Annotated in this window: 19 protein-coding genes; 8 read left to right on the top strand and 11 right to left on the bottom strand. The window is 65.8% G+C overall.

The window, feature by feature from the left end:
* Positions 1–6: 6 nt before the first annotated feature.
* The 4 genes from VZ068_RS20000 to VZ068_RS19985 all read right to left on the bottom strand — a co-directional run bounded on the left by VZ068_RS20000 (position 7) and on the right by VZ068_RS19985 (position 4,402).
* On the bottom strand, positions 7–522 hold the full coding sequence (locus VZ068_RS20000) for a hypothetical protein (RefSeq protein ID WP_043889539.1): 516 nt from the start codon (positions 520–522) through the stop codon (positions 7–9).
* Positions 523–1,457: 935 nt separating this feature from the next.
* The gene (panE, locus tag VZ068_RS19995) at positions 1,458–2,396 is read right to left on the bottom strand and encodes a 2-dehydropantoate 2-reductase (protein WP_349656278.1); all 939 of its coding nucleotides are present in this window, start codon (positions 2,394–2,396) and stop codon (positions 1,458–1,460) included.
* Between the two features lie 201 nt (positions 2,397–2,597).
* Positions 2,598–3,410, bottom strand: a complete 813-nt coding sequence (locus VZ068_RS19990; protein WP_259157341.1) for an ABC transporter permease — start codon at positions 3,408–3,410, stop codon at positions 2,598–2,600.
* Positions 3,407–4,402 carry an ABC transporter ATP-binding protein gene (locus tag VZ068_RS19985; RefSeq protein WP_349656277.1) on the bottom strand — a complete coding sequence of 332 codons (996 nt, stop codon included), beginning with the start codon at positions 4,400–4,402 and terminating at the stop codon, positions 3,407–3,409. The genes VZ068_RS19990 and VZ068_RS19985 overlap by 4 nt, the downstream gene beginning before the upstream one ends.
* A gap of 35 nt (positions 4,403–4,437) precedes the next feature.
* On the opposite strand from VZ068_RS19985, the gene VZ068_RS19980 reads away from it, so the two are divergent.
* Positions 4,438–5,265, top strand: a complete 828-nt coding sequence (locus VZ068_RS19980) for a ferredoxin--NADP reductase (protein WP_349656276.1) — start codon at positions 4,438–4,440, stop codon at positions 5,263–5,265.
* 78 nt (positions 5,266–5,343) lie between these two features.
* Here VZ068_RS19980 and dmeF read toward each other — a convergent pair whose 3' ends face one another.
* Positions 5,344–6,339, bottom strand: a complete 996-nt coding sequence (gene dmeF, locus VZ068_RS19975; RefSeq protein WP_349656275.1) for a CDF family Co(II)/Ni(II) efflux transporter DmeF — start codon at positions 6,337–6,339, stop codon at positions 5,344–5,346.
* Positions 6,340–6,404: 65 nt separating this feature from the next.
* Between dmeF and VZ068_RS19970 the strand changes: the two genes are divergently transcribed.
* Positions 6,405–6,677 carry a metal/formaldehyde-sensitive transcriptional repressor gene (locus tag VZ068_RS19970; RefSeq protein ID WP_349656274.1) on the top strand — a complete coding sequence of 91 codons (273 nt, stop codon included), beginning with the start codon at positions 6,405–6,407 and terminating at the stop codon, positions 6,675–6,677.
* Between the two features lie 107 nt (positions 6,678–6,784).
* Here VZ068_RS19970 and VZ068_RS19965 read toward each other — a convergent pair whose 3' ends face one another.
* A complete protein-coding gene (locus VZ068_RS19965; RefSeq protein ID WP_349656273.1) occupies positions 6,785–8,341 on the bottom strand; it encodes a beta-xylosidase in 1,557 nt (518 codons plus the stop codon).
* 318 nt (positions 8,342–8,659) lie between these two features.
* Between VZ068_RS19965 and VZ068_RS19960 the strand changes: the two genes are divergently transcribed.
* The 5 genes from VZ068_RS19960 to VZ068_RS19940 are packed head-to-tail and all read left to right on the top strand — an operon-like array spanning position 8,660 to position 13,051.
* On the top strand, positions 8,660–9,247 hold the full coding sequence (locus tag VZ068_RS19960; protein ID WP_349656272.1) for a hypothetical protein: 588 nt from the start codon (positions 8,660–8,662) through the stop codon (positions 9,245–9,247).
* Positions 9,244–9,444, top strand: coding sequence for a helix-turn-helix transcriptional regulator (locus VZ068_RS19955; RefSeq protein WP_349656271.1), 201 nt, complete (start codon positions 9,244–9,246; stop codon positions 9,442–9,444). Before VZ068_RS19960 ends, VZ068_RS19955 begins: the two co-directional genes overlap by 4 nt.
* Before the next feature lie 55 nt (positions 9,445–9,499).
* Positions 9,500–11,083, top strand: a complete 1,584-nt coding sequence (locus VZ068_RS19950) for an alpha/beta hydrolase (protein WP_349656270.1) — start codon at positions 9,500–9,502, stop codon at positions 11,081–11,083.
* A gap of 31 nt (positions 11,084–11,114) precedes the next feature.
* Positions 11,115–11,861 (top strand): ATP-binding cassette domain-containing protein, encoded by a 747-nt coding sequence (locus VZ068_RS19945; protein ID WP_259157300.1) that lies wholly within the window; start codon positions 11,115–11,117, stop codon positions 11,859–11,861.
* Positions 11,858–13,051 carry an ABC transporter permease gene (locus tag VZ068_RS19940; protein WP_349656269.1) on the top strand — a complete coding sequence of 398 codons (1,194 nt, stop codon included), beginning with the start codon at positions 11,858–11,860 and terminating at the stop codon, positions 13,049–13,051. The genes VZ068_RS19945 and VZ068_RS19940 overlap by 4 nt, the downstream gene beginning before the upstream one ends.
* A gap of 396 nt (positions 13,052–13,447) precedes the next feature.
* On the opposite strand, the gene VZ068_RS19935 is transcribed toward VZ068_RS19940, so the two are convergent.
* The 5 genes from VZ068_RS19935 to VZ068_RS19915 all read right to left on the bottom strand — a co-directional run bounded on the left by VZ068_RS19935 (position 13,448) and on the right by VZ068_RS19915 (position 21,042).
* A complete protein-coding gene (locus VZ068_RS19935; RefSeq protein ID WP_349656268.1) occupies positions 13,448–14,458 on the bottom strand; it encodes an energy transducer TonB in 1,011 nt (336 codons plus the stop codon).
* 136 nt (positions 14,459–14,594) lie between these two features.
* Positions 14,595–16,160 (bottom strand): tryptophan halogenase family protein, encoded by a 1,566-nt coding sequence (locus VZ068_RS19930; protein ID WP_349656267.1) that lies wholly within the window; start codon positions 16,158–16,160, stop codon positions 14,595–14,597.
* A gap of 10 nt (positions 16,161–16,170) precedes the next feature.
* Positions 16,171–17,184, bottom strand: coding sequence for a cupin-like domain-containing protein (locus VZ068_RS19925; protein ID WP_259157295.1), 1,014 nt, complete (start codon positions 17,182–17,184; stop codon positions 16,171–16,173).
* Positions 17,174–17,875, bottom strand: coding sequence for a SapC family protein (locus VZ068_RS19920; RefSeq protein WP_349656266.1), 702 nt, complete (start codon positions 17,873–17,875; stop codon positions 17,174–17,176). The genes VZ068_RS19925 and VZ068_RS19920 overlap by 11 nt, the downstream gene beginning before the upstream one ends.
* Before the next feature lie 152 nt (positions 17,876–18,027).
* Positions 18,028–21,042 (bottom strand): TonB-dependent receptor, encoded by a 3,015-nt coding sequence (locus VZ068_RS19915; protein WP_349656265.1) that lies wholly within the window; start codon positions 21,040–21,042, stop codon positions 18,028–18,030.
* Between the two features lie 490 nt (positions 21,043–21,532).
* On the opposite strand from VZ068_RS19915, the gene VZ068_RS19910 reads away from it, so the two are divergent.
* The gene (locus VZ068_RS19910) at positions 21,533–22,222 is read left to right on the top strand and encodes a glutathione binding-like protein (protein ID WP_259157292.1); all 690 of its coding nucleotides are present in this window, start codon (positions 21,533–21,535) and stop codon (positions 22,220–22,222) included.
* Positions 22,223–22,636 lie beyond the last annotated feature (414 nt).

Below are 22,636 nucleotides of genomic sequence, written 5' to 3'. Positions count from 1 at the left end.
CGGCGCTTATTCCTCGACCTCGCGATCCTCGCGCTTGGTTTCTTCCATCGCCTCTGGCTCCAGCTCTTCGGCACTGCGATTGAGTTTGACGAACACGCCCCAGGCGATCAGCAACAGCGCCGCGCACAGACCCACCGCTGCGGCGTACGGCAGCTTGGCCGGGTCGTCGTGCATCAGCTCGAAGATCGACACCAGCGTCTCGATCGCCAGCGCGATCACGATCACCACGAAGAACCGCGACAGGTAACGCCGCACGCGCGTAGGGCCGCTGACCTTGACATCGCGCAGGATTTCTTCTTCGAAGATGGTCTGGCCCAGTTCCAGCGTCACCAGCGCCACGGTGAGCAGGCCGATCGCCTCCAGCACCACGTTGAAGCGGTCGCGCACCACCATGTCGCCGCCCGGGGTAAAGCCATGCCACAGCTCCAGCCCGGCCATCGCCACCAGCCCCGCCGCGCACAGCACAAAAAACGCCAGGATCACGAAATGACCGGCACGGAACAGGTGGCTGAGCAATTTCATGATGACGACGACGATGGAGGGTTGCAGAGCATCGTGTGCGTGGCGTCGTGGCAGCGCGAAGGCTGCGCCAACCAGGCCCGCCCTCATCCGGCGCCTTGCGCCACCTTCTCCCGCCAGCGGGAGAAGGGAGGGGATCTGCGGGGAGCAGGCGGTGGGGTTGCGAGGAGGTCGCTGTGGCGGCGTGACGGCTGCGGCGAGCGGACGCGCCCTCATCCGGCGCTTTGCGCCACCTTCTCCCGCCAGCGGGAGAAGGAAGAGGTCTGCGGGGAGTAGGCGGTGGGGTTGCGAGGAGGTCGCTGCGGCGGCGCGAAGGCTGCGGCGAGCGGACGCGCCCTAATCCGGCGCTTTGCGCCACCTTCTCCCGCCGGCGGGAGAAGGGAAGGAATCTGCGGGGAGCAGGCGGTGGGGTTGCGAGGAGGTCGCTGCGGTGGCGTGACGGCTGCGGCGAGCGGACGCGCCCTCATCCGGCGCCTTGCGCCACCTTCTCCCGCTGGCGGGAGAAGGGAAGGGATCTGCGGGGAGCAGGCGGTGGGGTTGCAAGGAGGTCGCTGCGGCGGCGCGAAGGCTGCGGCGAGCGGACGCGCCCTCATCCGGCGCCTTGCGCCACCTTCTCCCGCCGGCGGGAGAAGGGACGGAATCTGCGGGGAGCAGGCGGTGGGGTTGCGAGGAGGTCGCTGTGGCGGCGTGACGGCTGCGGCGAGCGGACGCGTCCTCATCCGGCGCCTTGCGCCACCTTCTCCCGCCGGCGGGAGAAGGGAGCTGCGCCAGCGGGAGCAGAGATTTGTTGGTGCCAAGCGGCGAAGGAGCACGTGGGTCGCTCCTCCGGTCACGCAGCGGTAGCTACCATTTCCTTCTCCCGCCTGCGGGGGAAGGTGCCCGAAGGGCGGATGGGGGCAATGCATGCGCAACATGCGCAACGTCGCCCGCCATACCCGTCAGCTCTGCCGCAAGACCTGATACGCCTGCAGATGCACATTCGCCGCCATCAGCAGCGGCGCGTTGCGTCCGGTTTCGCGTACGCGCCTGAGCATGTCGCCGACGATCTGCGCCGCTTCCACTTCCTGGCCGGCTTCCAGGTCGCGCAGCATCGAGGCCTTCAATGGCGAGTCGACCTGCAACAGCGTCTGCAACGCCTTGGCGCGCGCGGCTTCCGGAATCGACTGGCCGGCTGCGTCGGCGGCCCACAGGCATTCGTTGTACAGGCCGTTGATCAGCGCACGCCCGTCGTCGGTGGCCACGATCGCCCCGACCGGCGCACGCATCAGGCAGGTGGCCGCCGCCAGCGCGGTGAGGAAGCTGTACTTGATCCACTGCTCCTGCGCGATCTGCGCGCTGGCCACATGATCGATGCCTGCCTGCGCGCACAGCGCAGCAATCGCCTGCACGCGCACCGATGCGGCATTGCCATCGCGCTCGCCGAAGGTGATCGCCGCCGGCTTGCCCAGGTGCAGGATCTCGCCGTGCGCGCCCTTGGTCGCGCTGATGAAGCACAGCCCGCCCAACACCCGCGCCGCACCGAAGCGTTCGTCCAGCGCCGCGTAATGGCACAGGCCGTTGAGGATCGGCAGCACCGTCGTGTGCTCGCCGACCGCCGGTGCAATCGCCTCCAGCGCGCTGTCCAGGTCGTAGGCCTTGCAGCTGAGGATCACCAGATCGAACGGACGCTGCGCCACCAGCGCCGGCAGATCCTGCGCAGTGATGGTTGCCACCGGCAGATCCGCATCGCCCAACGGGCTGCGGATGCGCAGGCCATCGGCCTGCAGCTGCGCCGCCCGTGCATCGCGCACCAGAAAGGTCACATCGACACCGGCCTGCGCCAGGCGTCCGCCGAAATAGCCGCCGGTACCGCCGGCACCCAGGATCAAGATACGCATGAAAAATTCCTTTCAACTTAATTCGAACGCGCAGACGTCAGCTGTTATTTCAGCCGGATCGGGGATCCTCGGTCGGCATCAGGCTCTGGCGGAATCGCCGGAGCCTTTTGTTTTTACGGGAAGCACTTCAACCCATAGCCGAGATAACGGCCAGCCGCATCCTTGGTCTAACTTCCACGATGTCGTCGCTGTACTGCACGCTCAGCTCCGCAAACCCACGCCACGGCGCAGCAGCCACAGCGCCAGTGCGCTGAGCACCGCGACAAAGCCCAGCATCAGCGCATAGGCCACCCAGATCGGCACGTCCGAGCTGCCTAGCAGGCCATAGCGGAACGCGTTGACCATGTAGAAGATCGGATTGGCGTGGGTGGCCGCTTCGGCCCACGGCGGCAGCAGCTTCACCGAATAGAACACGCCGCCCAGGTAGGTCAGCGGGGTCAGGATGAAGGTCGGCACGATCGCCACGTCGTCGAACTTCTTGGCGTAGACCGCGTTGACGAAGCCGGCCAGCGAGAAGATGGTCGCGCCCAGCAGCACGGTGGTCAGCGTGACCAGCGGATGCGGGATGCGCACCGGGGTGAAGAACATCGCGATGATCAGCACCAACGCGCCCACCATCACCCCGCGCAGCACCGCGCCGGACACGTAGCCCCACAGGATCACCCAGTTGGGCATCGGGCTGACCAGCAGCTCTTCCACATGCCTGCCGAACTTGGCGCCGAAGAAACTGGAGGAGATGTTGCCGTAGCTGTTCTGGATCACGCTCATCATCACCAGGCCCGGCACGATGAACTGCATGTACGAATAGCCGCCCATGTCGCCCACGCGCGAGCCGATCAGCCCGCCGAAGATCAAAAAGTACAGCGTCATGGTGATGGCCGGCGGTACCAGGGTCTGGCCCCAGATGCGCAGGATGCGCTGCACTTCGCGGCGGACGATGGTGCCCAGCGCAATCCAGTTGCGTTGGCGGGATGTGGCGGGCGTGACGGACATCGACGGCTCCGAAGGGCTCATGGGTGACCTGCCGGGCGCACGGGCGCCGCTGCAGCAGGGGCCGGGGTGGCGAGGCTCTCGCCGGGCCCGGTCAGGCGGACGAACAACTCTTCCAGGCGATTGCTCTTGGTGCGCATCGAGCGCACCCGGATGCCGGCATCGCCCAGCGCGGCGAACACGCGGTTGAGGTCCATCGCGCGCGGCATGTCCAGATCCAGCGTGTGGCCGTCGATGGCGGTGAGCGTGGTGCCTTCGATCGCCGGCAACTGCGCCGGCAGCTCACCGTCGATATCGAACAGGAAGCCTTCCACGTCGAGCTTGGCCAGCAGTTCGCGCATCGGCCCCTGGGTGACGATCTGGCCGTGGTTGATGATGGCCAGGTTGCGGCACAGGTGCTCGGCTTCTTCCAGGTAATGCGTGGTCAGGATGATGGTGGTGCCCGACGCGTTTATCTCCTTGAGCACGCGCCACATGTCGCGGCGGATCTCGATATCCACGCCGGCGGTGGGTTCGTCCAGGATCAGCAGGCGCGGCTGGGTCATCATGGCGCGGGCGATCATCAACCGCCGCTTCATGCCGCCGGACAGCGTGCGGCTCATCACCTGGGCCTTTTCCCACAGATGCGCCCGGCGCAGCTCCGCTTCGGCCAGGCGCTCGGCTTCCGCACGCGGCATGCCGTAGAAACCGGCGTAGTTCACCAGGATGTCGAAGGGTTTTTCGAACAGGTTGAAGTTGACCTCCTGCGGCACCAGGCCGATCAGTCGCATCGCCTCGCTGCGATGGGCGACCAGATCGGTGCCGAACACCTCCACCTGCCCGCCGGACAGGTTCACCAGCGAGCTGATGATGCCGATCAGGGTGGATTTGCCCGCGCCATTGGGGCCGAGCAGGGCGAAGAAGTCGCCCGGCGCCACATCCAGCGAGACGCCCTTGAGCGCCTGGGTGCCGTTGTCGTAGGTCTTGCGCAGATCGCACACGCGCAGGGCGGGCGCACTGGGAGAGGGTGAATTCAAGATGGTCCTTCGCGCCGGGGTGCCGGCGCAGCGAGTTGCAGCCCGTTATTATAGAAGCCCGTGGGGGTTCGCCCCGATCACAGACTGTCCCAAATACGTTCGTGCCCGTTCAATTCCCCCTCAAGCTTGTCGACCGGCGCATGATTGCGCCCACCGTGGCCCACTGCCAGTTCGTGCGTGACGACGGGCAGCCGCTGGATTTCCAGCCCGGGCAGTTCATCCAGATCCACTTCAACGGCGCCGATGGCACCCCGACCAAGCGCAGCTATTCGCTGGCGACCATCCACGATCACGCGTTCGGGCCGGGCGAGGCGGTGGATATCGCGGTGAGTTTCGTGCCCGGCGGCTCGGCCACCGCGCTGTTCGAAGGCCTGCAGATTGGCGACCAGGTGCAGGCAAGCGGCCCCTACGGGCGTTTCTGCCTGCCACCGGGCGATGCCAACCAACGTTATGTGCTGATCGCCACCGGCACCGGCGTTACCCCGTACCGCTCGATGTTGCCGCTGCTGGCCGAGGCGATCGCCACCCGCGGCGTGCAGGTGCTGCTGCTGCAGGGCGCACGCACGCCGGCCGAGCTGTTGTACGGCGACGACTTCCGCGCGTTTGCCGATGCGCACCCGCAGTTCCGCTACGTGCCGTGCTTGTCGCGCGAGCTGCCTGCCGCGCCGCATGCCGATGTCCGGCATGGCTATGTGCAGCAGCATCTGCCCGAATTCGCGCCCGATGCGCAGACCGATATCGCCTACCTGTGCGGTAACCCGGACATGGTGGATACCTGCGTCGAGGCGCTGAAGGCTGCCGGCCTGACGAATGCGCAGATCCGTCGCGAGAAATACGTCAGCCCGACGCCGCCGAAAACCTGAGCACCCAGGTCTTCGGCGCAGCGGTACCCTCGGCAACTGCACCGCATGCAACGTGCATGCGGTTGCGAACACGCGGTGCTATGCCTGCGCTGCATGCAGCGCAGGGCGCTGCAGCTCGACGGTGATGTGCACCAGTTCTTCGTGGATCTGCAAGGCGTTGCGCACCGTATCGGCGTCGATGTCGGCAGCAGTCACCAGGCTGACGATGCAGGCGTAGCGGTCGCTTCCGACCCGCCAGACATGCAGGTCGGCGATGTCGATCGCATGTGGGAGTTCGGCGATGACCTGCCTCACTTCCGCCACTACCGGCGCGTCCATCTCCGCATCCAGCAGCACGCCGCCGGTGCTGCGCAGCAGCCCCCACGCCCACGCGGTGACCAGTACCGCACCGACGATGCCCATGATCGGATCCAGCCACGTCACGCCCCAATGCATGCCCGCGACCAAGGCCACGATCGCCAGCACCGAGGTGGCGGCATCGGCCACCACGTGCAGATACGCCGCGCGCAGATTGAGATCGGCGTGACCGTGGTGGTGGTCATGATCATGCTCACCATGACCATGACCATGACCATGACCATGACCATGACCATGGTCGTGACCGTGATGATGCCCATGCGAGTCGCGCAACCACCACGCACAGATCAGATTCACCAGCAGGCCGACGACCGCGATGACCGTCGCTTCCTGGTAGTGAATGGGCTTGGGCGAAAACAGCCGTTCCACCGACTGGAACGCCATCAGGCCGGCGACGCCCAGCAGCAGCATCGCGCTGGTATAGCCCCCCAGCACCTCGACCTTCCAGGTACCGAAGGTAAAGCGCACGTCGCCGGCATGGCGCCGCGCGAAACGGTAGGCGAACAACGCCAGTCCCAGCGCAAGCGCGTGCGAGCTCATATGCCAGCCATCGGCGAGCAGGGCCATGGAGTTGAGCGTCCAGCCGCCGACGATTTCCACCACCATCATGGCCACGGTCAGGATCACCGCCTTGCGGGTGCTGCGCTCCGCCAACGGGTTGGTGCCGGCAAAGCGGTGCGACTGCGCGCAGTGGGGCGCGGTGTGCGTGGTCGACATCGGTGGGAGCTCTGGCTACGATACCCCCATAGGGTATCTGAGATACCCCCATGGGGTATAGCGCAATGTCACATCTGAACCACGACAAATCCAAGCTGCTGGCGCGCGTGCGCAGGATCCGCGGCCAGGTGGAAGGGCTGGAGAAAGCCTTGGCGCAAGACGTGGACTGCACCGCGCTGTTGACCCAGGTCGCCGCTTTCCGTGGTGCGGCGCAAGGGCTGATGGTCGAGCTGCTCAGCGAGCACCTGCGGCATCACGTAGCCGCGCCGGACGTGCTGGGCGACAGGGAGCTGGCGGTCGACGATGTCGCCGCCATCCTCAAGACCTATCTGAAGTGACCTCGCCGCTGGTGTGATGGCGCGCCACCGATTGCCTGCGCACCAGCGTCCATCGCTGCGCTGCCAGCCACCGCGATGGCGTGGCTGCAGCCTCGATTGCGCATCGCTCAGCGCGGTTGCAAGGTCACCAGCACGACATCGTTGCTACGCATCGGCACGCTGACCTCCACCACGCCATCGGCGCCGACACGGATGCGTTTGTCCTGTTCGGGCGTGTCGCGCGTTGCCTGCTGCAGTTGGCTCAACTGTTTCTGGTTCAACGCCTTGGGCAGGCCCATGTCGATGTACAGCGACAGCGGGTCGTTACGCCGGTAGCCGGTCTTGCGCACCTGCAGCTGGTATGTGCCCGCTGGCACATGCGTCACGCGCATGCGCAACGGTGCGCTATCGGTGGCGGCGACCAGCTTGGTATAGAACGGGGTATTGCTCACCGCCTGCACCGGCTGCTGCCAGTCCCACACCAGCGCGGCGATGCGCTTGCCATCCACCGCCGCCAGCGCATGCGCATCGGCCAGCGGAATCTCGCGGCCCTGCAGCGCGTTCAAATACTTGTAGGCAAACCATGCCGGCTTGCGAATGCCTTCGCGATTCATCAGCCCGAAACCGCCGTGGAACGGCGTCGGTGGCGGGCCGGGTTCTTCGAACAGATCGGTATAGGTCCAGTAACTCATGCCCTGCACCAGGCCTTGCACCTGCTTGAGCTTGGTCAGGATATAAGGCGCATTGACATAGCTGTCGTGGACATAATCGCGCGGCGTGTAGCTGCTGCTCCACTCGGTGAAATACAGCGGCAGATCCGGAAATGGCGAGGCCTGGATCTGCGCGTGCACGCGGCGCACATCGCCGACGATGGCATCCGGCGATGCGGACAGTTTGACGTCCTGCTTGCCGTCTTCATCGAGAAAGCCGCCGTCCACGCCGTAGGTATGCGTGGTGACGAAGTCGATGGGCAACTTGTTCCTGGCAACGAAAGTCAGCAGTTCCGGCACCCAGTCCGCACCGGCGGTGGATGGGCCGCCAACGCGCAGCTGCGGGTCGATCGCCTTGATCGTGCGTGCGGTGTTGGCATACAGATCGAAATAGGCCTGCTGATCGGCGTTTTCCCAGAAATCCTTCAGATTCGGCTCGTTCCACACCTCGAAATACCACTGCCGCACTTCATCGGCACCGTAGCGGTCGCGGATATGCCGCACATACGCATCGATCAACTGGGTCCATTTGGCCGGATCCGGATGCGAGGTATTGCCCTTCCAGTAGAACAGCGTTTGCTCGGAGGTCTTCATCGCAGCTGGGGTAAAGCCCAGCTCGACAAACGGGCGGATGCGCTTGGCCAGCAATGCGTCGTAGAGCTGATCCAGCTTGGTCCAGTCGTAGACCAGTTTGCCGTCCACCTGCTTGACGGTGCCAAGCGCATCGTGGAAGACATCGTGGAAGCGGAGATAGCGAAATCCCAATTCCTGCACGGCAGGCACCAGGTGCGCCTGCGTATCGGCGCGGATCAGCGTGCCCGGAAAATCCGAGCCTACCGACAGCGTGGCGAAACGATCCACCGGTGCGCCGGCGGTGGAAAGATCCACCTGGATCGCGCGCGGCGTGGTGTGTTGCGCCATTGCAGGGGCCGTCACGCAGCCCAGTATCGCTGCCAACAAAAAGTCCAATCGCATTGCCGCTCCCGCCCATGTTCGAGCATGTAGCGTAACGCACGTGCGGCGATGCACTGCAGCCGAGCGCGATCAAGTCGGCCGGACAGCATCCGAAGACGCGGCTGCGCCCAGTCTGATGTGTCAAGGGTGCTTGACAGGGCGGGCCAGCGCGCGCATCTTTCCTGTCAAGCAAACTTGACAGGCGAGTGACATGCAGCGGCAGGGTCGACACGTGCACGATTGGCACCACCGCTTATTGTCGCGACCCACGCGAACCGCTGCCCTGTGCTATCACGACGGTCCGCCGTCGCCGGCGATCACGGTGCCGGGACGCGGCGCATGACCCGCTGCAAACGCAATGCGCTGCTCCTGTCCTGCCTTGGCGTGATCCTGATCTGCATCGGGCTGCTTGGCTTGTGGCAACTGCTGCCATTGACCCATTACATCGCCGGGCTCAGCGTCGGCCTCGGCGTGTCGTGTCTGGCGCTGTCGCTGCTGATATGGATATCGCGCGGCGACATGCGCGACAGCACCCGCCCGGCACTGGCAAGGCGCTATCAGCGCGAATTCGGGTTCCCGATGCTGCTGTACGTGGTGGTGATGCTGCTGTGGAGCTACCTGCTTGAGCAGGTGGGTTCGAACTGGGCGCGGGTACTGATCGCCTTGCTGCCGGCACTGCTGGTCATGCTGGTGATCCGTGCGGTGGCGCGCTACGTGCGCGACTCGGACGAGATGCAACGGCGCATCGAACTTGAATCGATCGCCATTGCCGCCGGTCTGGTCAGTGGTGGCTATATGGCCGCCGGATTTCTGCAGGCCGCCAAGCTGATCGACGTCCCGGCAAGTGCGGCGATGCTGTTCGTGTTTCCGATGCTGTGCGCCATCTACGGTGTCACCAAGGGCATCAACGCCCGTCGCTTTGAATGAATAGCCGCGTGCGCGAACTGCGCGAAGCCAGCGGCTGGTCGCAAGGCGAGTTGGCCGAGCAGCTGGGCGTGTCGCGGCAAACCGTCAATGCGTTGGAGACCGGCAAATACGATCCCAGCCTGCCGTTGGCGTTCCGCATCGCACGCCTGTTCGGCGAGCCGATCGAGCACGTGTTTCTTTACGAAGATGGTCAGTAGTTGCGGCGGTCACACGCGACCGTCGGCAACGTCAGGGAATGGGCACCAGGAGAGGATGGACATGCTGAAACAACTGAATGTGGCCGCCGCGGTGCTGGCTGCGCTGCTGGCGGCAGGATGCCAGCGTGCAGAGCTGCCTGCTGCCGGCAATGCCGGCGCATCCAAGCCGGGCGTGGCACAGCCGCACACGACGGACACGCATGAAGGCAGTGCGGCCGGCAATCGTTATGGCCGCCTGCAATTTGCACCGTGCACGCTGAGTTCCGGCAGCGCGGCGGGCAACATCGAAGCGCAATGCGCGCAGTTGCACGTGGCGGAAAATCCGGCCGCGCCGAAGGGGCGGCAGATTGCCTTGAAGATCGCCTGGCTGGAAAGCGACGCCGGTGGCGGCAGCAAACCGGATCCGGTGTTCTTCATCGCCGGCGGGCCGGGGCAATCGGCGACGCAGGTCGCCGCGATCGTGGACATGGGTTTGCATGAGGTACGCAAGCAGCGCGACATCTTCCTGGTCGACCAACGCGGCACCGGCGGTTCCCACCCGCTGGAATGTCGCGATGCGGCCGGCAAGCCGCTGGAAATGGGCGGTGGCGCCGCAGCCAGCGTGACCCAGCTCACCGACTACGCGCGGCAGTGCGCAGACGGTTTACGCAGCGACGCCGACCCGCGTTATTTCACCACCACCGAGGCCATCGCCGATCTGGATGCGGTACGCGCAGCGCTGGGTGTTCAGCAGCTCAACCTGATCGGCGGCTCCTACGGCACGCGCGTGGCACAGCAGTACGCAATGCATTATCCGCAGCACACGCGCAGCGTGGTGCTCGATGGCGTGGCGCCCAACGATCTGGTGATCGGTGGCGAGTTTGCGCGCACCTTCGAAGATGCGATCGCGTTGCAGACCAAGCAATGCGCATCCACGCCGGCATGCGCCAAACGCTTCACGGTCGATACGCGCAGCCAGCTGCGACAGGTGGTCGAGCGCTTGCGCCAGGCGCCGGTGGCCGTGGACTATCGCGACCCGCGCACCGGCGCGCTGCGTCACGAGCAGGTGACCGCCGACACGGTGGTGGGGTTGGCGTTCGGATTTTCGTACGCACCGGAAACCGCGTCGCTGCTGCCGCTGGTGCTGGACGAGGCTGCCGCAGGCCGCTATGCGTCGCTGATGGCATTGGCGCAGATGAGTGCGTCGGACATGTCCGATCAGATGAATCGCCCGATGCAATGGTCGGTGTTGTGCAGCGAGGACGCCGGGCGCTATCGCGTGCCCACGGACAAGGACGCCACGTTGCTGGGCAACGAGGTGGCCGAGATGTTCTTCGCCCCGTGCAAGGTCTGGCCCTCCAAGCCGGCGCCGGCCGATGCCGCCAGGCCGTTCGTATCGACGCTGCCGGTCTTGCTGCTGTCCGGCGAGCTCGATCCGGTGACACCGCCACGCTACGCGCAACGCGTCTTGCAGGGTCTGCCCAACGGCCGCCACATCATCGCGCCCGGGCAGGGGCATGGCGTATTCCGACTCGGCTGCATGCCCAAGGTGTTGAGCCAGTTCTTGCAGAGCACCGACGCCAAGGCCCTGGATGCCAGCTGTGTGGCCAGCCTCAACAACGTGCCCGCGTTCACCTCGTTCAACGGATGGGAACCATGAGCCGCATCGACCACGCCACGGAGGCGCACGCATGATCGTCGTCGAGAATCTGCACAAGTCGTTCAAGACCAAGACCGGGCTGGTGAAGGCGGTCGATGGGGTCAGTTTCAGCGCTGCCGACGGCCAGATCACCGGGCTGCTCGGTCCCAACGGTGCGGGCAAGACCACCACCTTGCGCATGCTCTACACCTTGATGTCGCCGGACCAGGGGCGCGTCGCCGTGGATGGCGTGGACGCCGCGCACGACCCGGTGACGGTACGCCGTGCACTGGGCGTCTTGCCGGACGCACGCGGTGTGTACAAGCGGTTGAGCGCACGCGAGAACATCGCCTACTTCGGCGAGTTGCACGGCATGTCGCGCAGCCAGATCGCAGAGCGCACGCGGGTATTGTCCAGCGCATTGGACATGGACGACATTCTCGACCGCCAGACCGAAGGGTTCAGCCAGGGGCAGCGCACCAAGACCGCCATTGCACGCGCGTTGGTGCACGACCCGCGCAACGTGATTCTGGACGAGCCCACCAATGGCCTGGACGTGATGACCACGCGCGCGATGCGTGGCTTTCTGCAGCAGCTGCGCGCAGAAGGGCGCTGCGTGATCTTTTCCAGTCACATCATGCAAGAGGTGGCGGCGCTGTGCGACCGCATCGTCATCATCGCCAAGGGCACGGTGGTGGCATCCGGCAGCGCCGACGAACTGCGCGCGGCGACCGGTGAAGACAACCTGGAAGACGCCTTCGTCAAGGCGATCGGCTCGGAAGAAGGACTGCACGCATGAGCAAGCGTTCCCTGTTGGCCACGTTGTGGACGGTGCTGCGCAAGGAACTGCGCGACATCTCGCGCGACCGCCGTACCCTGGCATTGGCGTTGCTGCTCTCGCCATTGCTGTATCCGATCCTGATCCTGGGCATGGGCGCGCTGAGCGAAAGCCGCGTGCGCACGCAGATCGACAAGCCGCTGGACATCCCCACCCTCGGCCGCGAACACGCTCCCAACCTGGTGCGGTTTCTGGCCGCGCAGGGACTCAACGCGGTGGACGCACCGGCCGATCTGACCGCGGCGATCCGCAACCAAGATGTGGACGTGGCGCTGCGCATCAGCGACAGCTATGCCGACGATTGGCGCGAAGGCCGTCCGGCGCTGGTGGAAATCATCAAGGACAGCACCCGCCGCGAGGCCGATGTGCCCAGCATGCGCCTGCAGGCAGCGCTGAGCGGCTACAGCCAGCAGGTCGGTGCGTTGCGTCTGTTGGCGCGTGGCATCGATGCGCAGGTAGGCCGGCCGCTGGAAGTCGCCGCACAGGACCTGGCCACCGCCGAAGCCAAGCGTGGCCAGATGATGGCGATGCTGTTACCGGTGTTGCTGGTGATCACCTCGTTTCTGGGTGGCGCCTCGCTGATCCTGGATGCCACCGCCGGCGAGCGCGAACGCCAGTCGCTGGAGCCGTTGCTGGCCACACCGGCGCCGCGCAGTGCGATCGTCAGCGGCAAGATCGTCGCCGCCTGCGTGATCGGCATGGTGTCGTTGTTGCTCACGCTGCTGGCGTTCAAGCTGAGTGCGCAGTTGTCCACCTCGAACCTGGGGCGCCAGCTCAATGTCGGCTTTTTGCCGATGCTGCAGATGCTGTTCATCCTGGTGCCGATGCTGTTTATCGGTACCTCGCTGCTGACCTATCTGGCTGCCGCTGCCAAGAGCATGAAGGAAGCGCAGGCGCACATGACCTGGCTGCTGCTGCTGCCGATGCTGCCGGGCTACGCGCTGATGGCGTATCCGCTGAAGACCCAGCTATGGCACTTTGCGGTGCCGTTCCTGGCGCAGAACCAGATGCTGCTGAAGGTGATTCGCCACGAGCAGATCAACGCGCAGACCTGGGCGGTGTATCTGTTGGCGGGCTTCGGTGTGGCCGCAGTGTTGTGGTACGCGGCGGTGCGTCGTTATCACCAGGAGCGGCCGGCGATTTCCGGCTGATGTGTCCTTCTCCCGCCCGGAGAAGGTGGCGCGCAGCGCCGGATGAGGGGACGGATTGCCAATACGAATGCGCGGTGACGCATGTTGATGTTGAATGATTGAACGTCCTTGTTGTCTGCTTAGGGCGTGACGTCCACTTGGCCGCCGTACCCTCACCCCAACCCCTCTCCCGCAGGAGAGGGGCTTTACTCCTTCTCCCCTCGGGAGAAGGTGCCCGAAGGGCGGATGAGGGGACGGATGGCCAGCCAACAAAAAGCCCGCATCGCTGCGGGCTTTTTGTTGGGCGCCTGGTATTTGCCAGAAGTGCAGTGCATCAATCGTCAGCAACCATCAATCATCAACTATCAACAACCAACGCAGCCGCGTGCAGAGCCACGCAATCGCCCAGCCACCCACTCAACCACCTGGATTGAACGACAACGTACGCCGCGTGGTCACCGGTGCGGCAACCGGCTCGAAGCGCCAGCGCTTGACCGCATTGAGCGCTTCGCGGTCGAACACGCGCGGCGGGTTGGCGCGCAGCACGCGCGAGGCGGTGATCGAGCCGTCGGTACCGACCGTGAGCTCGACCAGCACTTCGCCCGATGTGCCGGCGCGCAGCGCTTCGGGTGGATAGCGCGGTGCCGGGGTGCTGATCGGACGCAGCGATTGCGCAGCCGGCGCCGCAGCGGCGGCGGCCGCTGCCGGGCGTGGTGCGGCCGGGGTCGGGGCAGGGGCCTCCGCCTGACGGCGGGCGGCGGCCTGGCGCTCGGCTTCGGCGGTCTGCTGGCGGGCGGCTTCCTGCTGGGCGGCAATCTGCTGGGCAGCGGCGGCTTCGCGGGTCTGCTGTTCGGCCAGACGCTTCTGCTCGGCGGCCTGCTTGGCCTTGTCCTCGACCAGCTTCTTGGCCTGCTCGGCGTCCTGCTCGGAGCGGTTGGCGGCGGTCTTCATGCCCGTCTCCAGGCCCGACTTCAGGCGCGGCAATGCCGGTGCCTTGGGGTCGACCTTTTCGATCAGTGCGATCAGGCGCTGCGCCTCTGGAAATTCTTCGCGGCTGATGCCTTGTTCGGCGGCGATCAGCGTGTACGGCAGCAGATCGGTCAGCGCGCTGTTGACGGTGGCGTCCTGCGGCTGCTTCTCGCGCAGGGCCAGGTAGTACTCCACCGCGTTGTCGCCGGCCGGGGCGTACATGCGGTTGTCCTGCAGCGCCTTGGTGGCCGATTCGCGCAACTGGTCGGCGGCCATCGACTGCACCTGTGGCGACACCGCGGTGGCGGGCGTCGGTGCCGCCGGTGCCGCCGGCGTGGCGCCGGTGGAAGGCGTGGTGGTGGCGGCCTTGTCTTCCTGCTTGGAGCAGGCAGCCAGGCCAACCAGCAAAATGACCGGCGCGATCCGGCGTGCCATACGGCCCTGTGTCAGATCCAACATGCGTCCCCCTTACCCCGAGTGCGAAAGATAACGTTGCGGCGAGCGCCGGCCATTGTTCCCGCAATGGACGGCAATGCCGCAATCTAGCATTGCTGGGGCGGTGTAAGCCAAGGGTTGCCGCAGCCGGATGCGAAATTCATCCCGCCGGGGCCGCCAGCGCCGCATCCGATGGCATGCGCCGGGCCGGGTCGGGCAGCGGCTGGGCCGGGCAGTGGCGGCGCAGGAAATCCGCATGCGGCGGCAACGTGGCCACGGTCGCGTCCACGCGCTGGCGGATGCTCTGCAGAAAATGGCTCAGCTCCGCATCGCCCATCAGGTCGGCGACCGGGTGGTGCTGCTGCGGGGTGATGCCCTGGCCCAGCATCACCTGCACCCAGGAGTTCTCCGCAAACAACTCGTTGCCCTGGTGGAACACGCGCCCGCTCTGGCGGAACAGCTCCATGCGGTGGCGCAGCGAGTCGGGAATCTCCATCGCCGCGCAGTCGCGCCAGAACGGCGTGTCGCGACGATCGGTGGCGTGGTAATGCAGGATCACGAAATCGCGGATATGCGCGATCTCGTCGGCCGCCTGGCGGTTGTATTCGGCGATGTCGACCGCGTTGACCACCTGCGGGAAGGTCTGCAGCAAGCGGACGATGCCGCGCTGGATCAGGTGGATGTTGGTGGACTCGATCGGCTCCAGGAAGCCGCTGGCCAGCCCCAGCGCCACGCAGTTCTTTTCCCATACGCGGTGACGCTGATTGGGGGTGAAGCGCAGCGCCCGCGGTTCGGTCAGCGCGCGCCCCTGCAGGTTGCGCTCCAGCACCGCCCGGGCACTGTCCTGATCGGTATAACGGCTGGAATACACGATGCCGTTGCCCACCCGGTGCTGCAGCGGAATGCGCCACATCCAGCCCGACTGGTCGGCACGCGACCGCGTATAGGTCACCGGCGGGCCCACCGATTCGGTCTGCACCGCCAGCGCGCTGTCGGCAAACAACCAGCGCGACCAATCCTCGCTGCCCACGCCCAGCGTCTTGCCGATCAGCAATCCCGCAAAGCCGGTGCAATCGATGAACAGGTCGCCTTCCACGCTGGTGCCGTCCTGCAGCGTCAGCGCGGTGAGATAACCGCTGTCCGGGTCGGTCTGGACCTGGCCGATGCGCCCTTCGAGACGCTTTACGCCAAAGCCTTCGCTGAAGCGGCGCAGGAAGCGCGCATACAGGCCCGCATCCAGGTGGTAGGCGTAATTCATGCCGCCGTTGGGCAGGTGCGCAAAGCGTCCTTCCTGGGCGGCGCGCAGTTCCAGGCAGTAGTCGCCGAAGTCGCGTGCCACCCCGCGCTGCCGGCCCTTCAACCAGAAATGCTGGAAGCCCGCGCTCCAGTGATCGGTGCCGGTGTGACCGAAGGAGTGGATGTAGTGCCTGTCCACATCGCGCCAGTGCTCGAAGCCGATGCCGAGCTTGAAGGTGGCCTGGGTGGCGGCCATGAAGGTCGCCTCGTCGATCTCCAGCAGCCGGTGGAAGGTGACCAGGCTGGGGATGGTGGCTTCGCCCACGCCCACCGTGCCGATCTCGTCCGACTCCACCAGGGTGATCTGCAACTGCCGGCCCAGCAGCTTGGACAAGGCCGCGGCAGCCATCCAGCCGGCAGTGCCGCCACCGGCGATGACCACGCGCCGTACCGGGCGCTGCTGGGGGGGCAAGGGGGCGGCGTGCGACATGGTCAGTCCTTCAGCGGTTCAAGCGTTGCAGCAGGCGCGCACGCAGGCTGCGGGCGCGGTTATCGTCCATCGGGGCCAGCACACCGCGCGCTGCGTCGGGCACATGCGCGGCAGTGTCGGCATCGGCGTCGAACACGTAATGCCGGAACACCTCCTGCCAGGTGGCGCGTTGCTCGGCCGGCAGGTCGCGGACGGTCAGCAAGGCCAGCATCAGCGCGTTCATCGGCGAATCCATGTAGGCCGGGCTTTGTCGCCACCAGAAATTGACCAGCACGTTGAAGCTCTCCAGCGCCTGGACGTGGTGCCACCACATGCTGGGAATGAACAGCGCATCGCCCGGTTCCAGCTCGGCCACCAGCGCCTGCTGCAGCGCCTGCGCATAGCGCGGAAAGCGCTGCAGATCCGGTGCGGCGATATCCACCAGGCTGACCGGCTGCCCGGCCGGGGTCAGATCCAGCGGGCCGATGTACAGATTGCGCAACTGCTCGGGCGGAAACAGCGTGAAGCGGCGGCGCCCGGCGACGACGCAGGCCAGGTTGTCCGGCAGATCCTGATGCGCGGCGATACGGGTGCGGTTGCCGATCCAGATGCTGGCCAGCGGCTCGGCCTGCGGCAGCGCGATGGGATTGGCCGCACGCAGGCCGGGCAGGTAGGTGTCCAGCGTGGTGGAGCCGACATAGATCGCCGGCGGCTGCGCGTTGTGCAGGTCGCGCAACAAGGTGTCCAGCACCACCGCCAGCGGCACGCGCTCGGGGCGGAAATTGAAGCCGCTCATGTCCGGGTTATAGAAGAACCGTCCGTCGATCTCCGGCGGCCCGACCTGCGCCACCACTGCCTCGCCGCGATCGAACCCACGCAGGTACGCAGCGGCCGCCTGCGCGGATTGCGCACCGGCGCGGGCCAGCGGCCAGTCGCGCACCAGTCCGCGCAACACCAGCGGCGTGGTCGAGCGCAACAGCGCCGGATCCAGCTGCTGCGGGTCCAGGCCGTGGCGCTCGTCGATGGCGCGCGGCTCAGCGGGCATGGCGGCGATTCAGGCGTTCGAGCAGGGGGCGGAATTGCGCCACCGAGGCCACCGCCATGTACAGCGGCTCCAGATCGCCATGCCGGTGCAGGTCCAGCAGCGCGGTCTTGCCGAGCGCGCGCAGGCGTTCTTCGTGCACGGTGTGCAGACCGGCCAGCCGGCAGTCCAGGCCGTTGTCGAGCGTGGCTTCGAACACGAACGGTTCCAGCAACTCGTAGCGCAACAGGCGCTCGACGAAGGCATCGCTCGCCGCCAGCCCATCGTGCAGCGTGCGCAGCAATTGGCTGATGTGATACAGGAAATCGGTAGTGCCGCCGTGTTCGCGGAACAGCAGCTCGCCTTCCTGGGTGCTGATGCGCGGACTGTCCAGATCCACGTGCACCATCGGCCCTTCCGGTTGCTGGCCGATCAGGAACGGTTGGCGCTGAATCGCCAGCGGGACATACGGCGCATCCCAGCGCGCGCCATCCAGAAACAGGTTCTCGCCCAGGCGCAATCCCAGCAGGGCCAGCGGCTGAAAACGCCCGCTGTCGCTGCGGTGGAACACGATCGGGTACTGGCCCTGCAGCTGGCGGAATTCCTGCGGAAACGTCGCCGCCGACATCACGTCATCGCCATAGGCGGCGCCATGGGCGGTGATCACGCGCAGATCGCGGTGATCGAGATTGTTCAACAACACGGCATTGGTCATGGGGGTCGCCATATCACGCGGGGGCGCGCGGCCCATGCTTGGACAGTTACCCCTCGCGCGGCAAGTGCCGGTGCAGTGCTGCACCTGTCGCAGGAAGGTCGTGCAGGCCCCCCGGCAGACGCGCTGCCGGGGTGCTCGGTACCGCAGTTACATCACCAGAACTTGTAGCGCAGGCCCAGCATGTAGCGCGGGCCGGTCTGGGTGGCGTAGACGATCTGGTTCTTCTGCCTGCCGTGCTGGCGCTGCACCTCGTCGGTGAGGTTGATCGCCTCCAGGCTCAGCGACAGGTTCTCGTTCCACTGGTAGCCGATGCTCAGATCCAGCTGGCCATAGGCTTCGGTGTAGACCGGATTGGGCTGGCCGCTACCGTCGAAACGCGCGGCCAGGAATTCGTCGCGCCAGTTGTAGGCCGCACGCACCTGCCACTTGTCCTTGTCGTAGAAGCCGACCACGTTGGCCGAATCGCTGAGCCCTTCCAGCGCGAACTGCTCGCCGATCACCGCGTTGTTGTAGGTCAGCCCGGAATCGACCATGGTGTAGTTGGCCGACACGCCGAAGCCGCTGGCGCCGAACATGTGCTGCAGGTTGAATTCCCAACCGTCCAGCGAGGCCGAGCGCTGGTTGGCCGGCGCGGTGATGGCGAAGTTGGCCACCGGATCGCCGGGCTGCCCGCTGATCACGCCGGTGGCATTGCCGTTGGCGTCGTCGGCCCCGCGCACCACGCCCGGCGCGCCGCCGCGGTTGCGGAAGATGTAGTTGCGGATACAGGTCAGGTCGGCCGAGGCGCAGCCGTTGCCCAGCGCTTCGTTCCAGTACGCGCCGCCCACCGGGGTGTTCAATCCCAGCGAGGTGTCGTTGCGCGTGGTCACGCCGATGTAGTTGTCGATGTTCTTGCGGAAGAAGCCCACCGAAGCGTAGCTGGCATCGCTGTAGTACCACTCCAGCGAGAAATCGATGTTGTGCGAGAGCAGCGGCTTCAGGCCCGGGTTGCCTTCCTGGCCGGTGCCGCCTTCCAGGCGCGCGATCTGGTTGAGCGTCTGCCCGCCCTGGATATCGCCCCAGCCGGGCCGGCCGATGGTTTCGCCGTAGCTGCCGCGCAGCACCAGGTCTTCGGTGAGCTTGAAGCTCAGGTCCAGGCTGGGCAGCCAGTATTCGTACTTGCCGCTGCCGCCGGCGAACGCTGAGTCGGCCAGGCGGATCGGCAACTCGTTGTTGGCGACCCAATCGATGCCCACTGCCACCGGCACCAGCGCCTGCGCGTCCACCTTGGTTTCTTCGTAACGCACGCCGGCGGCCAGGCTGATCGGCACGCGCAGATCGTCCCAGCTGTTGTTCCACTGCAGGTAGGCGTTCTTGGATTTCTCGGTCACGCGGCGGTCGGTGGTGAACTCCGGCGAGATGCGGTACAGCGCGTCATCGCCGGCGGCTTGCGCGGCGGCCTGACGTGCGCGCTCGAAGTCGAACAGGAACAGCTGGTTGAACTGCGCCGGGTTGCCGCTGCCGCCGATCGCATCGAAGTACTGCGCAAACGCACTGGGAATCCACAGATCGTCCGGATAATCGGCCGCAGTGCCGTTGCCGCCCCAGGTATCGCGCTGCACGTTGGAGAACGCCGAGCGGTTCTTGACCTCGGTGCTGCCGATACCGAACTTCAACTGCGAATAATTCTCGAAGGTGAAGTCGCCGTTGACCTGCGCCTGGTCGATCTCGGATTTCATGTAGCTGTTGCGGAACGCCGAGCCGGTGACCAGCGTGCGCGAGGGGTCCAGTCCGTTCAGGCCGAAGCCCAGCTGCTGCTGCAATACCGGGAAATCCTTGCTGAAATCCACCACCGAGGTGCCGCGGTAGAAACCCGACACGCCCAGCGAGTTGCTCGACCCATACGGGCTGTCCGCACCGGCTTCGGCGGTGGAGCGGTGGATGTCGAAGTTGAGCTTGAACTGGTCGTTCACCGCCCAATCCACATTGAAGCCCAGCGACTTGTTCTGGTTGCGCGTGGCCGCGTTGGAGCCGGCGGTGGCCAGATCGCTGGTGGCCGGGTTGACGATTTCCGAATACGTGATCGGACCGGCCACCGGGCCGTTGGTCCAGGCGCTGGCCGACGGCCCGTAGTTGAACCACACCGACATTTCGTTGCGCTGCTGCTGGATCTTGTTTTCCGAATACGTGTAATCCAGCGTGGTGGTGATGTTGTCCAGCGGCTTGTACTGCAGTACCAGCTGGCCGTTGGTGCGCTGGCGTTCGACGCCGACCACGCGGTAGTTGAGGTTCTGCGGCACCGAATAGATATCGTTGGGGCCGGGGCGGTTGACGATGTTCTCCGAACCCGGCGTACCCGGCTGCGGAATGGTGCCGTAGGCGGTGGAATCGCCACGGAATGCGCGCCAGCCATTGGGCACGCCGACCTGGCTGTAGCCGAAGTCGCGCTCCTGGTAGCTGCCGCTCAGCGACACGCCAAAGCGGCCATCGTCCGAGGTGGTGCTGAAGATGCCGGAGATTTCCGGCGTCAGCGAATCGCCCTGCAGGCGGCCGGGCAGGTTCTCGTTGGACGCATCGTGCACGCCCTTGAGGCCCACGTTGGCATGCATGCCCGGGTTGTCCAGCGGCCGGGCCGTCTTGATGTTGATGGTGGCACCGATGCCGCCGGTGGGCGTGCTGGCGCGGCTGGTCTTGAACACCTCGATCCCGGAGATCGACTCCGACGCCAGGTTGGCGAAGTCGAACGCACGCGAGTTGGAGGCGTTGGATTCTTCGATGCTGGCGCCCGGCATCTGCCGGCCGTTCAACAGCACCAGGTTGAAGTCCGGGCCGACGCCGCGCACGGTGACGCGCGAGCCTTCGCCCAGCGAGCGGTCGATCGACACGCCGCTGATGCGCTGCAATGACTCGGCCAGGTTGGTGTCGGGGAACTTGCCGATGTCCTCGGCCACGATGCCATCGACGATGCCTTGCGCATCGCGCTTGACGTTCATCGACGAGGTGAGGCTGCCGCGGATACCGCTGACCTGGACGGTATCGAGCGTGGCAGGGTCGGCCTGGCTGGAGCCGGGGACGGTGGATGCCGACTGCGGCGCAGGCGCGGTCTGCGCGGCAAGCGGCGTCGACAATGCGAACAGCAAGGCAGACGTCAAGCGCCGCGTGCGCGGCAGGGTGCGTAGCTCTCTCACGATGATTCCATCCCCAAGCAAGGAAAAGCCGGCCCCGAGCGGGACAGGCAAAAGGTCGACCAGCAATCGCGCATTTGTTAGCGCCGGCTTAACGAAGTCAATTTGCAGTGCAGCATCGGCCGCGAGCCACTGGCGTCACACATCGTTCCAGTCAGGGCACCGACCGATACACGCGCACGCAACGGCTTGGCCGTACCATCGAACGGCGATGGGGCAGTGCCTCAGCGCTGGGACGTGGCAGGGGTCATTCGGAATCGGCGACGGCTCGCAGCCCCCAGGCTCGCGCGAATCCCCGATTCCACTGCCGCATCCTGTTGCGAAGGACCATCGCTGCGACCGACAGGACGGCCCCGCGTGCACCGGCGAACACCGCCGGCACACAGGTCGGCCTGGCCGCAAGGTCGCTGCCGATCTCACGACGCGTGCCTGCGCGCGTTGGTGGCCGCCTCGTTGTCCCCGTCGCGCATCACCCTCACGTACCGGAGCACGCATGATCGACCTGTATTACTGGCCCACCCCCAACGGCCACAAAGTCACCTTGTTCCTGGAAGAATCCGGGCTGGACTACACCCTCAAGCCGGTCAATATCGGCAAGGGCGAGCAGTTCGAGCCGGCGTTCCTGCAGATTTCGCCCAACAACAAGATGCCGGCCATCGTCGACCATGCCCCGGCCGATGGCGGCGGGCCGCAGAGCGTGTTCGAGTCCGGCGCGATCCTGCTCTATCTGGCCGAGAAGACCAGCCGCTTCCTGCCACGCGACGCCCGCGGCCGCATCGCCGCACTGGAATGGCTGTTCTGGCAGATGGGCGGGCTGGGCCCGATGACCGGCCAGATGGGCCACTTCAACGTCTACGCCCCCGAAAAGATTGCCTATGCAATCGACCGCTACAACGCCGAGGTACGCCGCCTGCATGGCGTTCTCGACAAGCGCCTGGCCGATCATGCGTTCCTGGCCGGCAACGATTACGGCATCGCCGACATGGCCAGCTATCCATGGATCGAGGTCTATGCCGACATCCGCCCCGATTACGCCGACTTCCCGCACCTGAAGCGCTGGCACGACGCCATCGCCGCGCGTCCGGCAACCCAACGCGCGTATGCGCTCAAGGAGCAGGTCAACCCCAACGCCGGCAAGCCGCTCAGCGACGAAGAGCGCAAGCACCTGTTCGGCAAGCGTTGAGGCAAAGCGGCAGGAGCGCTCGCGCAACAGGCCATACGGCGAGAGCGGCGACTGTTGCAGCTGCGCAGCAACAACCACCGCAAAACCGCATCAACAAGCAACAAAGACAAGCAGCAAGCAGCATCACGGGTTGGCAGAGGCATGCGCATGCATGACCCGTGCACAACACAAGCCCGGCGCCTCGAGCCCCTCTCCCCCGGGAGAGGGGTTGGGGTGAGGGTACGCAAGTAGCGCCAGACCCACCGCCCCCGCAAGCTGCGCCGCATGAAATGCGCACCTCTCATCGACAGCGCGTCAACTGCAACCACCAGTCCACAGGCATCTCTGCTCGCCGGAAAGCAGCGTCACCAACAACCCCAGCACCACGCTGCAGCACACGCGTACCGCCGCGCGTACATCCCTCATCGCGCGCGC

Source organism: Xanthomonas sp. 10-10, assembly GCF_040182365.1.
GTDB classification, from domain to species: Bacteria; Pseudomonadota; Gammaproteobacteria; order Xanthomonadales; family Xanthomonadaceae; genus Xanthomonas; species Xanthomonas arboricola_F.
This window is presented reverse-complemented; position numbering and strand designations above follow the sequence as displayed.